The organism is Chitinophaga sp. 180180018-3, assembly GCF_037893185.1.
Taxonomy (GTDB): domain Bacteria; phylum Bacteroidota; class Bacteroidia; order Chitinophagales; family Chitinophagaceae; genus Chitinophaga.
Genome location: NZ_CP140772.1, coordinates 6,273,840 through 6,287,267, shown reverse-complemented (window position 1 = coordinate 6,287,267; position 13,428 = coordinate 6,273,840). Strand labels below are relative to the sequence as shown.

Here is a 13,428-nt window from a genome sequence, read left to right as displayed (position 1 = left end):
AGATTTTAATAGTTGTTCTCCAATATATCTTCCATTACCTGCCGCGATAGTTTAGTATTACCACTTTTAATGGCCTTAAACAATTGCTCATGCAGATGATGACTGATAGCAAAATGACTAATGCTTTCTGTATCGCGCCGTGCAAAGAAATCACGGATTACCGCGGTGAAACTCTTATACAGATCCGCCAGCACCTGATTACCGGAAGCCCTTGCAACAGCCGTATGGAAGGCAATGTCCGCCTCCATACACTGTTGGTACTGCTGCCCGAGGATGGCATTTTTACGGAGTTCCAGCTGGGAATACATCTGCTGTATATCATCTTCCGTACGATTTTCGGCCGCCAGCTTTACAATCTCAAAATCCAGCATCCGCCTTACCTGGTTGATCTCCTCAAAATCAGCCCGGCGAAGACGCTGATCCAGCGATTCTGCCTGCACCGTTTCGTTGACGAAAGTGCCTGCGCCCTGCTGTACCCGCAGAATACCCGACATGGAGAGGGTTTTGATCGCCTCCCGGATGGTAGAACGCCCCACCGCATACTGTACCATCAACTCCGGCTCTGGCGGAATCTTTTGTCCGGGTTTATATTTTCCCTGGGAGATGTCTTTTTGTATCGCATTGATCACCCTATCCGATAGCTTGGAAGTTTTTTCCATAGTTGTCTGTTTATTCCATAAAGGTATGATGTTTATTTAAACATCTGATGTTTTATTTTGAAAAATAGCGGTGCTGATTTTTTTAAGATATTAGGAAAGCTCAGGAGCATATTGTAATTTATACCAGGATGATTGCCGCAGGCAGGCAACAACTATGTAAATACCCGAAGAAAGCTGACAGACCACGTTCCGGCTGACGCCACACCAATAAACCCGATGTAATTAAACAGTATTGATGTAAAGAGATAATAATATAAATATCCACATATGAAATCGATTGCAATAACGAAAGCTATCCTGTTCAATTGTATCTGTATGGCCCTTGGGGTCAGCGCTTTTGCACAAAAATCAGCGCTCACGAAATGGCCGGCCGGCAGCGACCCGGCCACCATAGGGTTATTACTGACCAGGCACTTCATTGAAACACCTCATGGTAACGTGGGTTATACAAATCCGCCTAAAACTATCATCTACCCGGAAGTATGCGCCTGGTATGGTGCGTTGCGCTTCACGGAAGCTGCTAAGCAAAAAGATTTGCAACATCAGCTTGAAATGCGTTTCCGGCCTTTATTGTATAAAGAGAATAACCTGGTGCCCAGGCCCGATCATGTGGACCATACTGTATTTGGGGTGCTGCCGTTGATATTGCATCTTCAAACACAAAATCCTGTTTACCTGGATATGGGTAAATGGTTTGCTGATGAACAATGGACCCTGCCTTCTGTCACGGATAAACCGGAATACGCTGTGCTGCAGGACAGTGGCTATACCTGGCAAACGAGGATGTGGATAGATGATATGTACATGATTACCGCGATACAGGTGCAGGCCTATAAAACCACAAAGAACGAGCAGTATCTCAACAGGGCGGCAAAAGAAATTGTAAGATACCTGAGCGCCCTGCAGCAACCCAATGGCTTGTTTTATCATGCACCGGACGTACCATTTTACTGGGGGCGTGGCAATGGCTGGGTGGCAACGGGCATGACAGAAATACTAAGGGTATTACCAGCCGGCAACCCTTATCACCACCCTATTATGGAGGCCTACAAAAAAATGATGGCTACCCTTAAAGCCCAGCAGGATGCCAGTGGCATGTGGCATCAGCTGGTGGATGATCCGCAGTCGTGGCCCGAAACTTCCGGCTCTGCCATGTTTGCCTACGCCCTCATCACAGGCGTGAAGAAGGGCTGGCTGGATGCTGCTGCTTATGGACCTGTGGCCCGCAAAGCCTGGCTGGCCCTGGGTACTTATATTAACAGTAATGGAGATGTGAGAGAGGTTTGCGAAGGCACCAATAAAAAGAATGATCATCAGTATTACCTGGATCGCAAACGGAATACCGGCGATTTGCACGGACAGGCGCCCTATCTGTGGTGCGCATTTGCGTTAACAGAACCATAAGTGGATGGTAGCGTAAATGACAAAGCCTCCAACCTTAACCTGGCTGGAGGCTTTTCTTTTTTTATTAAGGGTCTAAAAAAAGAAAGTGGGAAAACTTACAATAGACTCAAGGCCGTAAATTATGCGTTAATAAGTTCAATTTGATGGATGTAGGTTTTTCAATTTTTCCATACGCCCCTGGTTACTGTTGAACTACAATGCAAAAATATAGTGCTGTGGCGGATTTGAGGCAGTTTTGGAATCTACAAGGCTACTACACTACTACATTTTTAATATCTACAAAACATCTACAAATGTTATTTTTGCCACATGAAAAGTATCACAAGAAGGCTGGTGTTTTTATTTAGTACCCTTGTTAGCCTGTTGTTTATACAAACCTTATCTGCCCAAACAGTGCTTGATTCCTTAAAGCAGGTATTAGCTCAAACCTCGCTTACGCCTGAAGAACAGGTGTTAACAAGATTGAAACTGAGCAGGGCGTTGGTGAGTAATAATAAAAAGGAGGCGCTCGCTAATGCACAGGTGGCATTGGCCATGAGCCGGGGTATAAAGGATAGTAAGTATGCAGCGCAGGCGTATTCTTCATTGGTGTCGCTGATGTATGATAACGAAGACAGTAAGCATGTACAGTTGCAGCTGGATAGCGCCTTTATGCTGGCAGAGCAATCGGCCGATCCGTTGACCCTTGAAAACGTCTGGTACCGGAAGGGATGGCTGGAAACCCGTATTGATAAGCCGCATGAAGCGGTGAAGAGCTTCCAGCAGGCATTGAAATACGGAGAGGGGTTAGGGCCGAATACCTATGAAAGCAGTATTTACTATAATCTGTCTTCCATTTATGCCGACTGGAACGACCTGGATAACCAGGCCAGATACGCATTTGCCACGTTACAGGCAGCCCGGCAGGTGGGGGATCCTGACGATATGTGCAATGCTTACCAGGTGATAGCCGGCAGTTATGAACATCGTTTCGATGGAGATACCAGTGCCCGGCAACTGCTGGATTCCTCTTTATATTATAACCGTATAGCGATCCAGTATTATCAGCGGAATAAGGACAGGATCAGTTTTCCGAGTATACTGGGTATTGTGGCACTAAATACGGCCAACCTGTATGCGGAGTATTTTCCGCGTAATTACCGGGATTCGGCATTGCATTACCTGGATATTGCGCTGGAAATAGGGAAGGCTACCAATCAACAGTCGGTAGTGGCCAGCAGTTATGGCATGTTGAGCAGTTTTGCGATTGCAGACGGGCAATATGATAGGGCTTCTGCTTACCTCTTGTCGGGGTTAGAAATGGTGCAGCGTTCGGCATCTCCCGACAACAACCTGATGGCCCATTTTATGAGTGCTTTGTCGGAAGTGGAAGAGAGAAAGGGCAATCTGCCAGCTGCGCTGAACTACGAGCGGCAGCACAGCCGCTATTTTGCAGCGGCTTTTGATGCAGAGAAAATGTCGATTGCCAAGCGGCTGGATGCCCAGTATCAGGCGCAACAGCGGGAGCGGGAACTGGTTAGGTTGCAGGAGAAAGCAGCGTTCAACAAGAAACTGAATATTGTATATGTTATACTGATCGTTGCCTGTATACTGGCATTGGTGTTCCTTTTCCGTTCTTATCATTTTCGGTTGAAATCGACCATACAGCAGCAGGATCTGTTGGAAAAAGAGAAGAAAGATGCCGTGCTGCAGATGCGTTTGAAAGAAGAAGAAGCGAGAACGCTGGCGCTGGAGAAGCAGGAAGCGGCGCTGCAGGCTCGTTTGCAAAGCGAAGAAGCGGCACGTTTACAGGCAGAGCAGCAGCTGATGCAGGCGCAGAAAGAGCAGCTGCAGAAAGATCTGCTGGCAGGTGCGCTGCAGGTAGAGCAGAAGAACGAGCTGTTGCAGACCTTACAGGAAAAGCTGGCTGAGAAAGGAGGCGACCGGAACCTGGTTGGGCAGATCAACCGGATGATCGATCAGCATCGCCGGATGGACGAGGATTTTGAGAATTCCAAGACAGAACTGGAAAATATACATCCTGAATTTTTCAGCCGTTTGCAGGAAAAGGCGGGTAATACACTGACCCGGCTGGATCTGAAACACTGCTCTTATATATCGATGGGATTATCGACCAAAGAGATTTCCACCCGCCTGGGCGTTGCGCCGAAGAGTATACTGATGTCGCGCTACCGGATCAAACAGAAGTTGGGTCTGGGAAAAGAAGAGGGGCTGGATGCTTACCTGATGAGCATTGCCAGCTGATACAGCGAATGCAAAAATCCATTGAGACCGGTTAGCCCAATGGATTTTTGCGTTGTTGAGGTTTTTCAATCTTACTCTTTTGTGCTGTGTCAGCACGTCTGTTTATCCACGAAGGAAAACAAACTTATTTTCAAACAGTCTGCCGATCACAGGTATGGGGTGTTGCACATTGTTAATGGCATTGATAATTCCGAATATCATGAAAAGGAAGGGAAGGAACCCGGCAATGGATATTATGCCAGTGAGTGCAGCAGGCATTATTGCGATGACGATGCCAACAGCGATAGACCAGACAATACTTGCAATAACAAGCCCCAGGGCCTGTTCCAGGTGATAGTACAACAGGCTGCTTCTTTCTTCCTTGCTTTTTACATATGCTATGATCCATCCTATGATTGTGATATAAGAAATAATCGCCCATTGATTTGTTTTCATACTACTGAGGTTTTTTGAATGAAAAATTGTTTCCACAAATCTATCCACAGTAATCCGCTAATTGCAGAAATGCCCTACTACGCTGTATCTACACCTGCAAAAAATAGCCACTACAAAATGTCTACAATTATTATAATTTAATTATAATGAACTTATTATAAAGTAATTTTTTATTTAATTTTATGTAGATGTGATGGCACAATGCTTGTTGGCCAGGAGGTATGAAGAAAGCACATCTACCTACTTTATTGCGGGCGATTGGTTTGGGCATAGCAACGGGTATGCGCAGTGCAATGGGCCCGGCGTTTGTCAGTCGTTTTCTAAATCAGCATCCATCGGGGCATTTAAAGCGTTCGCCATTGAATTTTATGCAGCAGCCGGCAGCGGGCAGGTTGTTGCAAACAATGGCAGCCGGGGAACTGGTTGTTGACAAAGCTCCACAGACCGGTAATCGTATAGCCGCCGCCGGTATTACGGGGAGGGCGTTATCGGGCGCGCTGACCGGCGCTACTTTTTATCAGGCCCGGGGAGAGAAGGCCTGGAAGGGAGCATTGATTGGCGCCGGAGCTGCAGTGGCGGCGGCGTATGTGTTTTTTTATTTACGCAGAACAGCGGGTAAGAAATGGCAGGTCAGGGATGCCGCAGTAGGCGGAGTGGAAGATGCGCTGGCAGTGGCCATTGCAGCAGCCTCTGCGAAAAAGTAGTTGTTTTATTGTTGGGAAGAGTTACATTTGCATCCCGTTGAAAGAAACGTGATGCCTGATAGTATAACGGTAGTACGACAGACTCTGACTCTGTTTGTCTTGGTTCGAATCCAGGTCGGGCAACAAAAGCCGGATAAGTGCAATGCTTGTCCGGCTTTATTTTTAGAGGCCATTTATTGACCTTTTCTGATCTTTACAAAATCTTTGTATACAACTGTAAATGCTCCTGGAAGTTCATGTTTATGCTGATTGATTACAATCAAACACAGATCAGCCTTATCGTAAGGATTTAATCCCACTAATCTTAGCAATATCACGCCTTCATGTGCTTTACCTAATCGATAAACCAATTCACCGAAATCTTTATCCTGAGTGATTAACAAAGAACCTTTTTCATGGGCTATTGCTAATACTTGTTCATCACTGATTCCATGCGACTGTTCTGCAATAGAAAAGATTTCGTAACCATCTTCTCTTAGCTTCTGCACAATAGGTGCATCGACGCTTTCGTCAGCAACTAATTTCATAAAGTTGTTAATCAAATTTTTTTTAATTGGATCAATTTGCTATGAATTGTCGCACCAGCAACAACATTAGCAATGTTCGGACTTCGCGGAAGGTACGGAAAAGAGTGAAACTATAGCAGGGAATTTTTGGCAACAATGTTCCTCGGGTATCAGAAAAGCATCGCCTGTAACCTTTAAGTTGAGGTAGGCAAAGTATCTGCATTATCAGCTGGCGATGGGATAGTAGTGTGTATCTTTTAAGCTCTGGGCGGCAAAAGCCAGGGCCGCATGAATAGCCTCCTGGGTAATATGTGGATGGGCTATAAGGATATCCTGCATGGTTTCACCTTTAGATAACTTTTCCAGAATTAGCTCAACGGTAATACGTGTGCCTTTAATGACAGGTTTACCCATCATAATTCCGGGATTGATTTCTATGTATTGCAGTATGTCCATTGAATAACCCAATTATAATCTCAATTGTCGCATGTTGATATTGATAGTATCAGATTGATAAAGTTACTACAAAAATGATGAAGATTTTATGAAAAATTGCTACTGTGTTCGGTGTGTATAAAAAAGTTGATTCTTTTATTATCACTTTGATCTATATTTACTCATCCTGATTTGATATTGTATCATCCGACAGCTCTACAATATTAAGTCGAAAAAATGAGAATATAAAAAATATAAATCGAAAATTCGACTAATTCTCCTGATTTTAATATGACCCCGCTTGACAGATTAAAAGCAGCAATAGATATTTTGAAGAAGAATATGGAAGGCCTTACTAATCAATTGATTGGGAAGAGGATTAGATATGATTCACCTAATTATGTTTCAGATATTCTTGGAGGATCGAAACCAATAAGCAAACTTTTTCTGAAAAAAATGAAGGTCGAATATTCGATTAATACCGAATGGATTTTGACAGGGAAAGGAGAGATGTTTGTTCAAGATACCAGTCACGACAGCCAGGTAATGGAGACGCCAGCACTTTATGGCAAAAGACAGGGACAGGTAAGTTGGGTTGGAGTGCCGATATTTGATGTACCAGTAGTAGCTATTTTCAATCATAAGAGTTTGCCAATTGGTTACGTGACCATTCCCAGATTTCAGGACTGCGTTTTTGGAATCCAGGCATCAGGGGATGACATGTTGCCTGATATCAGTAACGGTGATTATATACTATGTAAAGAGACAAGTATAAATGAGATCATAAATGGCGGTAGTTATCTGATAGTTACCCATCAGGGAAATGAAATAGTAAGAACTGTGCGTGTTCATAAAACAAACAGTGAGTACATCTCACTCATCCCGGCAAACCAATCGAAGCCATCAGCGAGGCTTGCCAGATCAGTGATTCACAGAATATACAAGATTAAGGGAGTGATTAAAAGCTATTAAGACGGACCCTTAAATCAAACTCTAATGTTGTCGGCATTTCCGGTAATCCGCTGCCCATTATGGGCAGCGGATTTTTTATTCCGGTGGGATATCAACAAGCATTTAGCAAAGTAGCGGCCTAAATGCACAGGATATTTTTATTTCTTCTCCTCATGATACTCCTGTTCCGTATTAATAGACCAGATATTTGATTTAGTAACAATACCCGCTTCGATATTATCCACTGCTACCATGGCAGTAAGCATGGAGTGATCGGAGTTGTTATACTTGTGCATGCCATTCCTGCCCACCAGGAAGAGATTTTCGAAAGTATCGATATAATTCTTCAGCTCATCGAAACGGGCATAGGTGCCCCAATAGGCGGGGTACGTTTTTTCCATCCGGAGTACGGTAGCATCCAATACATTGGTGGGTTGGGCAAGCCCGATCTTGCATAGTTCGCTGATGGCTGTTTGTCGTATTTCATCGTCGGTGAGCTCCCAGAAATCGTCGCCTTTATTACAGAAGTATTCCATTCCTACCCAGGTAGTGTCGGGATCTTTTACCATGTAGGGACTCCAGTTGTTGAAGAGTTGGAGTCGACCTACTTTCACATCCTTCTCCTGTATATAGATCCAGGTATCTTTCAGATCGATTGGTTTGTGCTGGTCGGTTTTTTTGTCTTCGAAGCTGAGATTTTTCAATAGGATTCCGATAGTAATGAAATCGCGGTAATGTAGTCCGGCGGCGATTTCCCGTACATTGGCGGGAACGTTGGCATTCAGGTCGGCTACCAGTTCTTTGATGGGCATGGTGGAGAAGAAGTAATCACCTTCCAGCATTACGGTTTCTCCGGTGCTGCGGTCGAGTGCTTCAACGGCGGTTATCTGATTACCGGAAGTGTGGATCTTTATTACATCGTGTTGCATCAGTACTGATCCGCCTTTATTCATTACCTGGTGGGCAACTTCTTCCCATAGCTGGCCCGGGCCGTGTTTAGGGTAAAGGAACTGTTCAATCAGGCTGGTTTCTACGTTCTTTTGTTTGAGATCTTTCGGTTTCCCTGCGTCAACAGCCGATTTTACCGCATGAGCGATGGCTTTGCCGATGGAGATACCTTTGATACGTTGGGCGCCCCATTCGGCGGAAATGTTTTTGCAGGATACGCCCCATACTTTTTCTGTATAGTCTTTGAAAAACAAGTGATACAGCGTTGTTCCAAACCGGTTGACCATGAAATCCTCCAGCGTTTTTTCTTCTTTTCGGGGGAAGAGTTGGGCCCAGAGGTAGGATATCATGATGCTGATAGTAGTGGTCAGGCCAAGTTTGCGTAAGGTGTCAACAGACAACTGGATAGGGTATGTGAAAAACTTGTGGAGGAAGTATATCCTCGACAGGCGTTTCCTGACTAGCATGATGAGATCGGGATCCGGAGCTACCAGTGTATCGGTATGATTAGATTGGCGGGTGGCTTTTACTTCCCGGGTCTTTTGCTGGTAACTGATGGAAAAAACTTCGGCGGCCTCTTTATCCAGCGGCATCATGTTCATCCACCAATCCATTACGCGGTCGGATTTGGAGAAGAACCGATGCCCGCCGATATCGATCCGGTTACCTTTATAATTAACTGTTTTGGAGATGCCGCCTATGTCGTTACTTTTCTCTAATACAACCGGAACAATGTTGGTGCGCTGTAAGAGTTCATAGGCAGCGGTGAGGCCTGCCGGGCCGGCGCCGATAATGATAGCTTTCTTTTGCATGAGCGAATGAGGTTATTGAATAAATGGTTCTGAGGTAGCAACTGCAGTATTATAGGCCCCGATCAGGGCAATGGGGCGGCCATCCGCGAACGTGAAAAGGATAGTACCTGTTTGTTGGCATAGCAAAATGGTTTTACACCAGGCAATTCCACCAATGGAGTTACCTGTTTTGAGGGTATATATCAATATGGGTTAGCAGCAGATGATGAGAGCTGCCTGCACTATACAAGTATAGCTGATGTTACTGAAATGGCACAGCAGGTGCATACCAGGGCTGATGGGGAGTTCTGCTGATGTTGATCAGAATTTGTGGTGATAGTAATTAAGCGGTACTTTTTCTCCTTCGCTGATGGTCACGTATCCGTCGTTATCAGGTGTAATTGTAATGCCTTCTCCCTGTGGCTCAGGTTCGTATGGCAATTCTGTGGCGGGTTTCGACATGGCATCCTCCACACTTTCACCGGTGTTGCGATGCCAGTAATAGATGTTGTTGATGGTTTTGATGACGATATGGTGCCCGTCTTTGGAGATATTCCCGGATGTAACCCAATAGTACGGGAGTTTAATCAGTTTTTCCAGTGTAACCTTATCGCCGTTGCGGAAGAAGAGTTTACCGGCTTTATAGAGGCTGACAGCTTTTTCTCTTTTGCTGACGATGTATATCTGTTTGCTGATGGGGTCTATTAAAATGGTTTCCGCATCGCGGGGGCCATTGGGATATTTTAATGTGAGCACATCCGGGGTTACTGTCCACTGCTCCGGAGGGAGTGCGCCAGGTTCCTCAAAACGATAAATGCGTATATGCTTCCTGATCCCGGCATTGTCGCCGATGTCGGCTACATATACATAATGTTTCCCTTTTTCCGGTCCTATTCCTTCAGCAATATCTTCCCAGTCGCGGTTGCTGACATCCTTGAGCTTCACTGTGCTGATCAGCGCTGCTTTGCTGTTGAGCAGGAATACCTCCGGTTTATTACCACTGTCGTTATGCGTCCAGTAGCAACCTTTCAACGGTACGCTGGCAGCGATTCCTGAGGCTTCGGTGATTTTATCGGTATTTACATGACCCAATACCTCGGGCTTGATTTGAGCAAGGACCGGCAGCACCATAAGAGATGCGAACAGAGAGAAGATAGTAGCGCGCATGGAGGAAAGTTACGGAAAAATAGGTAATGCTGACCTGTTAGAGTAATAATCAGGATTTCGCCAGTTTTCTCAACAGTTCCTTTAGTTTCGGATCACTGGGGCGCGGTGCATTTTCATCTATCAGCCGGCCGTCGCTACCAAAGATGAGATAGCGGGGTATGCCCTGTATGCGGTATTTCCGGGCGAATGGTGATTGATAATTATTAGTTATCAGGAAGCTGTTGAGCGCAGTCATGAATGAGTAATCGCTCATTGCCCGGGACCATGCTACAGCGTCGCTATCCAGTGAGAGAAATAGGAATGCTACGCCCGTTCCTTTGAATTCCTGCTGTAATGCAGCCGAATAAGCCAGTTCTCTTTTGCATGGAGCGCACCAGCTGGCCCAGCAGTCGATGTAGACAATTTTTTGCTGACCTTTGATGACGGAATCCAGGCCGATAATTTTCTGTTGGGTGGTGAATAATTGCTGTGAAGTGGACGCGGTTTTTTCGCTTGCCAGAAATTTGTAGTTCGCTGTTATGATGTGCCGGTAGAGCGTATCAGGGCACTGCTGCAGGAACGAATCTATGTATAGCGGGTACCGTTTATCTGCCTTGTTCCGGTAACTATTCATGGTTTGATACAATACAAAATCGGCTATTTGCTGTGAACTGGTATATCGGCGGGCAGCAGAAAATTGTTTGGGTAGCGTACTTTTCTTTTGTGTATCATCATACCCGGTAAACTGGCTATTGTAGACCAGTGCACGCTGGAAGGATGATAGCGCCAGCAGGGAAGGATCATTGAACGATTGCTTGTATTGGTATATTGAATCGATATACCAGGTGGGCAGCGCAGAAGGGTCAAAACCAGGATAGTACATGGGTATCAGTCGCCGCGAAATGAACTCATATTGAATATAAGCAGTCAGCAATCTGTATCCTTCATCAGATAAATGCTGTACTTGCCGGAGACTTGCCAGTTTTTCCAGTCGTTGATTTCTCTGGTTGATGAGATAGGTGTCCAGTTCATGGCTATATTGTCCTGTTTGGGTATAGGCTGTAAGCGTTTTATCCAACATTGTACTGAAGCTGCTGGTATTCTTTTCTACATTATTCAGCGCATTACATTCAAATGCTTTTTCCTCGTCGGTGCATTGAAACACCAGGTTGCTTTCATTTTTTTGTATGCTGGCAGTGTAATGATATCCCGGGAAGAAAAGATATGGGCTATGAGTTTTATTGATATTGATGATATTGAACGGAATGGCACTGTTTACGGTAATGGTAATTACTGTATCTCCGGGAACTGCCTCGAGCAGGAGCTCTTTATACTGTACGAGGCTTAGCGGATATGAGATGTAAAGTGCACTGCCTTTTTCCAGTTTGAAAGTGATGGTAGTGGTACGGGGAGGGGCCTGCTGCGCGGAAAGGAAAACGAAAGCGATACAGCATAAAAGAATGAGTTGTTTTATCATGTTGCAGGGTCATTGTTCTGAGAACGGAAAATAGTGAAAAATATGCAGGATGAAGCCCTTCATCATTTAGGCAGGGTTAAGTGAGTTTCCCGTATTTCCACTTGCCCGCCATACGGAAGTACCGGAATAGACTTTGATAATTCTACAGCCTGCTCTATGTTTTCCGCCAGGAGAACAACATTGCTTACGACTTTAAGATTGCCTGAAAGAACTGTCTCTTTTTTTATAGCTTTTTCCGGGCCTGATACTGTATAGCTTTCCCCGGGAAAGGGAAAACTCAGAACGTATACACCTTCTGCTTTCCATTTCTCCAGCAATTGGTTCCATTGAATACCTGCTGCTTTTACCTGTTCTGGCCCATAGGATATCGGAACCCTGACCAGTAGACTAAACTGTTTCATTTTTTTACTTTTTGATTGTGTTGTGTCAATTCCTGTTTGTGCAAATGTTTGGCCACCTGTAAGCATTAGGGAAATGCCGATTGCCAGTAGTCCTGATTTCATTTGATATCATTTGTACACAAAGGTATCTCCGCCTAACTTTCAATCATTGTAAAAAATCATTGATTTACCAATATGAACCGGATTTGAAAAAAGAGGTAGGTGTCAGACCAGTAAAAATCTTAAAATCTTTGTTGAAATGTGCCTGATCATAGAAGCCGTAGTTATGCGAGATGTCAAGAAAAGATGCTGCTGTTCCCTTTTGAATGATGGTTTTCATTTTTATGATAGAAGAAAACTGTTTTGGGCTAGTGCCCGTTACCTTCCTGAATCGTTTTTCAAAAGCATCCTGGCTGATGAACAAGCTGCCCGCCAATGCTTTCATTCTGATTAGCCCATTGCTTAAATGAATTTTGTTGATGGCTTCTGCAACGAGTGCATCGGGGTGGGTATTAATTAGTTTTGAATAAAAGAACTGTTCAACAATGGCAATTCTTGATTTGCTGTCATCAGCTTCAGATAGCTGGTCTTCTAATGCTGCCATTTCTGACTGCCGGAAAAAATTATCTAGTGAAACACTTTCTTCGAATAGAGTATAAAGTGGTTGTTTGAAAAAGGCAGATATACCCGTTGCTGTAAAAAGAACAATCAGAGCGGAAGTTTCAGGGCTGTAGTTGATGAGCCTGACAGATTTTCGTAAACCTGAAAGTATAGTCATCGGCAACACAGTTTTGAGATCGTTGCTGATATAGGCAATTTGGCCCTTTAAGCGGAAAGCAATAGCAAATGATGTATCTGGCACAACCCTGTTAGTTAGTTCGCCCTGGCTTTCAATAATTTTATATCCCTTTATGAATGGCCGCAATAATTCATTTGGTATGTATTCCTTAATAGTCATTTTTGTTGTTCTGTCTGAATTTGTGGGACATATCCGGTTTGCTGCTACCGGTTTCATATTGGATGATGGACATAAGTTCAAATATATAGAAATCAGCTTGCCTTTTGACGTTCGCTATTCATTTTGCCAGGTAAAATATCAGATGCTGATTTTTTTTTGGAATTTTTTTAAGGAAAAATCGGGGCAATAAAAAAGCTGAAACCCTTTTCTAAGAAGAATTTCAGCTTTTGTTGCCTGACCTGGATTCGAACCAAGACAAACAGAGTCAGAGTCTGTCGTACTACCGTTATACTATCAGGCATCATCGAATCAGGACCGCGAAATTATAACTTTTTCACTAATTACCAAATTTTTTCTGCAAAATTATCCTGAACCAGGCTACTGAACTGA

13 protein-coding genes and 2 tRNA genes are annotated in these 13,428 nt (G+C 44.4%); 5 read left to right on the top strand and 10 right to left on the bottom strand.

The features are described 5' to 3' along the window. Nucleotides 1-5: 5 nt before the first annotated feature. The gene (locus UNH61_RS24530) at nt 6-659 is read right to left on the bottom strand and encodes a FadR/GntR family transcriptional regulator (RefSeq protein WP_326994660.1); all 654 of its coding nucleotides are present in this window, start codon (nt 657-659) and stop codon (nt 6-8) included. Nucleotides 660-926: 267 nt separating this feature from the next. Between UNH61_RS24530 and UNH61_RS24525 the strand changes: the two genes are divergently transcribed. After that, on the top strand, nt 927-2,063 hold the full coding sequence (locus tag UNH61_RS24525; protein ID WP_326994659.1) for a glycoside hydrolase family 88 protein: 1,137 nt from the start codon (nt 927-929) through the stop codon (nt 2,061-2,063). Nucleotides 2,064-2,372: 309 nt separating this feature from the next. After that, nucleotides 2,373-4,307, top strand: coding sequence for a hypothetical protein (locus UNH61_RS24520; protein ID WP_326994658.1), 1,935 nt, complete (start codon nt 2,373-2,375; stop codon nt 4,305-4,307). A 102-nt stretch (nt 4,308-4,409) separates the two neighbouring features. Here the strand turns inward: UNH61_RS24520 and UNH61_RS24515 are convergent, their stop codons facing one another. Then, nucleotides 4,410-4,742, bottom strand: a complete 333-nt coding sequence (locus UNH61_RS24515; RefSeq protein ID WP_326994657.1) for a DUF4870 domain-containing protein — start codon at nt 4,740-4,742, stop codon at nt 4,410-4,412. Between the two features lie 221 nt (nt 4,743-4,963). On the opposite strand from UNH61_RS24515, the gene UNH61_RS24510 reads away from it, so the two are divergent. Then, nucleotides 4,964-5,446, top strand: coding sequence for a DUF4126 family protein (locus UNH61_RS24510; protein ID WP_326994656.1), 483 nt, complete (start codon nt 4,964-4,966; stop codon nt 5,444-5,446). A gap of 52 nt (nt 5,447-5,498) precedes the next feature. Beyond that, nucleotides 5,499-5,569: transfer RNA gene (locus UNH61_RS24505), tRNA-Gln, on the top strand. Nucleotides 5,570-5,619: 50 nt separating this feature from the next. On the opposite strand, the gene UNH61_RS24500 is transcribed toward UNH61_RS24505, so the two are convergent. Together UNH61_RS24500 and UNH61_RS24495 are read right to left on the bottom strand one after the other, a co-directional pair. Beyond that, nucleotides 5,620-5,973: a DUF5615 family PIN-like protein gene (locus UNH61_RS24500; protein WP_326994655.1), complete on the bottom strand. Its 354-nt coding sequence runs from the start codon at nt 5,971-5,973 to the stop codon at nt 5,620-5,622. A gap of 204 nt (nt 5,974-6,177) precedes the next feature. Further along, entirely contained in the window at nt 6,178-6,408 is a 231-nt protein-coding gene (locus UNH61_RS24495) for a DUF433 domain-containing protein (protein WP_326994654.1), read from the bottom strand. 270 nt (nt 6,409-6,678) lie between these two features. Here UNH61_RS24495 and UNH61_RS24490 point away from each other — a divergent pair, with 270 nt between their 5' ends. Further along, nucleotides 6,679-7,359, top strand: coding sequence for a S24 family peptidase (locus UNH61_RS24490; protein WP_326994653.1), 681 nt, complete (start codon nt 6,679-6,681; stop codon nt 7,357-7,359). A 137-nt stretch (nt 7,360-7,496) separates the two neighbouring features. Here UNH61_RS24490 and UNH61_RS24485 read toward each other — a convergent pair whose 3' ends face one another. The 6 genes from UNH61_RS24485 to UNH61_RS24460 form a co-directional block, all read right to left on the bottom strand. After that, nucleotides 7,497-9,098, bottom strand: a complete 1,602-nt coding sequence (locus UNH61_RS24485; protein ID WP_326994652.1) for an NAD(P)/FAD-dependent oxidoreductase — start codon at nt 9,096-9,098, stop codon at nt 7,497-7,499. 300 nt (nt 9,099-9,398) lie between these two features. Then, on the bottom strand, nt 9,399-10,244 hold the full coding sequence (locus UNH61_RS24480; RefSeq protein ID WP_326994651.1) for a hypothetical protein: 846 nt from the start codon (nt 10,242-10,244) through the stop codon (nt 9,399-9,401). A gap of 49 nt (nt 10,245-10,293) precedes the next feature. After that, nucleotides 10,294-11,700, bottom strand: a complete 1,407-nt coding sequence (locus UNH61_RS24475; protein WP_326994650.1) for a TlpA disulfide reductase family protein — start codon at nt 11,698-11,700, stop codon at nt 10,294-10,296. A 62-nt stretch (nt 11,701-11,762) separates the two neighbouring features. Beyond that, nucleotides 11,763-12,203 carry a hypothetical protein gene (locus tag UNH61_RS24470; protein WP_326994649.1) on the bottom strand — a complete coding sequence of 147 codons (441 nt, stop codon included), beginning with the start codon at nt 12,201-12,203 and terminating at the stop codon, nt 11,763-11,765. Nucleotides 12,204-12,267: 64 nt separating this feature from the next. Further along, entirely contained in the window at nt 12,268-13,038 is a 771-nt protein-coding gene (locus tag UNH61_RS24465; protein WP_326994648.1) for a helix-turn-helix transcriptional regulator, read from the bottom strand. Between the two features lie 230 nt (nt 13,039-13,268). After that, nucleotides 13,269-13,339: transfer RNA gene (locus UNH61_RS24460), tRNA-Gln, on the bottom strand. Nucleotides 13,340-13,428: the final 89 nt, after the last annotated feature.